The organism is Endozoicomonas sp. SESOKO3 (assembly GCF_024606255.1).
The window spans coordinates 1-2207 of the sequence record NZ_JAHHPR010000371.1; the positions used below are offsets into that span (position 1 = coordinate 1).

At 53.0% G+C, this 2207-nt stretch carries 1 protein-coding gene; it reads right to left on the minus strand.

What is annotated here, in order from left to right:
• Window positions 1–2207: calcium-binding protein (locus KDK18_RS06575; protein WP_257254071.1), on the minus strand; the 2207-nt coding region annotated here is incomplete at both ends.

Here is a 2207-nt window from a genome sequence, read left to right on the forward strand (position 1 = left end):
CCCGGCTTCAGGGTCAGCTTGCGTAAAACACCACTGTGGGGGGTGCATGTGGAAGAGTCGAAACGAAACTCAATCTCCAGCCTGACATTGTTGCTTTCCCGACTGCCAATCCGGTGCAGGCCGGCGCCCAGGTTTTTTCCCTCATCGGCAAGGCTCTTCAGTTCAGCTTCGTCACGCCATTTGGCCGGGGGGAATTCACCTAAGGGTTTTTCAGGATAGCGATTTAAGAATGCCAGCATCTCCCCTGTGGAAAAGGTGTAGTCCTCCACTCTCTTTTTGACCTGGCAGGGTTCCCTGTCTGAATCAACATAAATCGAGAGAGTACTGTTCCTCAGGCGGGTCAGGGCCTCGGTCATTGGCAGGGAAGGGGGGTTGCCTGCCGCTTGCTCCCAATAAAGGATAACGGGGTTGGCTTGTACTGTTTCGAAATGACGTAAACCATCAGTGTGAAAGTCAAGGGTGACGCTCTGACGCGGTATTTCAGGGCTAAAAAACAGATTCAGGCTCTCGTCAAAAGAATTGATGGTCAAACTGGCCTTTTGCGGGTCACGGCACGATTCACCCGATTTTTCCCAACGGATGACCAGCACGGGCCATTTTCCTGTTGGCGGCTTCTGGTGTTTATGACCGTGAATGCGGTGGTTGCCAAGATCGCTGCCACGACGCAGCCAGAGGGTGTCCGAATGAGTGCCTGTGTATACCTCGTGCCTGCCCTCACCCAGTAATACCGTGTTAAAGCCACTGCGTAACCGGACAGACGTTTTTCCGCCGTTGGCGGTCACGGTGTCGTTGCCGCCCCGGACATCCAGGGTATTGGTGCCATTGGTGACCACGAAAACGGTATTACGGTGGTCTCCCAGGAGGGTGTCATTGCCCGGGGAACCCTGGATGACCTCCATCCCTGCCAGCTGCTCTGCTGGCTGTAGGCTATAGAGGTTCTGGTGGGTGAGGTCCAGTTTAAGACCTTTTTTCCTGAGACGGTAAGACACGGTGTCCGTGCCAGGGCCTCCATGGACCTCGTTCAAGCCATCACCCAACAATGCCAGGTCATCACCGGATCCCAGATGTATCCAGTTAATCCCGGTGCCATTGCCGGCATGGACAAAATCGTTCCCGCCCAGGGTAAAGGCCTCATTTTTACCACTATTGAAATAAATGTTGTCGGGCTGAAACGTCCCGATCGCCCTCAGACCCTGCTCTGACCCCACCACCGTTTCAATGCCGGTAACGGTCCCCCCGGTTTCCAATAGCTGACACAGGGTTGTGTAAAATACACTGGACTCATTGACTTTCTCCCTTCGGCTGCGCTCCCTCAGTCCACGCTCGCTGAAATAGTACAAATCCCCGTTTGATAGCAGGTAAAGGCCTGCTGTTGATAAATACATATGGCCTTCTTGTGTGGGCCCTCCCCAGTGATAGGCGTGTTTAAAAAAAACTTCGCCCACGTCAAAGTATTCCTGATGGCCGTATTTATCAGAGACCCGTTTTACGTTCGTGTGCTTTTCGTCATAACCCGTCAGCACACGTTCGGAGATCAATCTTTTGTGAATTTCTTTACGTTGGTAGTCCGCTCTTATCTCTGACAGCGAGGCAATATAAAGTTTGTTTGGGTAAAGATCGCTCTCAGGGTAGTTGTGGCGTGGGTTGATATCAAAACCATTATCCGGTACGCCAAAGAGACTGAAAATAGCGCCTCCCGGCGTTTCCCTGCCATCCGGTGCATGGCGTTTAAGATTGTGGTATTCCAGGTATTCAGCAAAACGGCTACGCCATTGTCCGCTTCGCAGGTGAACCTCGAATAATGCGACGGAGTCGGTCTGGCGAAGGTGAAAGTACTTCATACCCGTTTCCAGAAAGCCGCCAAAGAAGTTAGTTTTAGGAATCTTGATCTCGGTTGGCATAATCAGGGTGTCATTGCCAGGTCCCCCGATAATGATCCCCCGACCTATACCCGGTTTAAACCGGTCATTGCCTGCACCACCAACCTGTTTGATACGGCCAAGGTCATCCAGGAGAAGATCATGACCGGAGCCACCGTCCTGTAGCCTGCCGTTAATGAGGGTGTCGTTGCCCGGTCCGCCATAGCCGACCCCCTCATGGGGCAGACGCAGGACATCGTTGCCTCTACCGCCATAGGCCACCCCTGACTCGCCAATCCAGATATCGTCATCACCAGGCCCTCCATACGCTTTCCCGGTCTTTTTAAT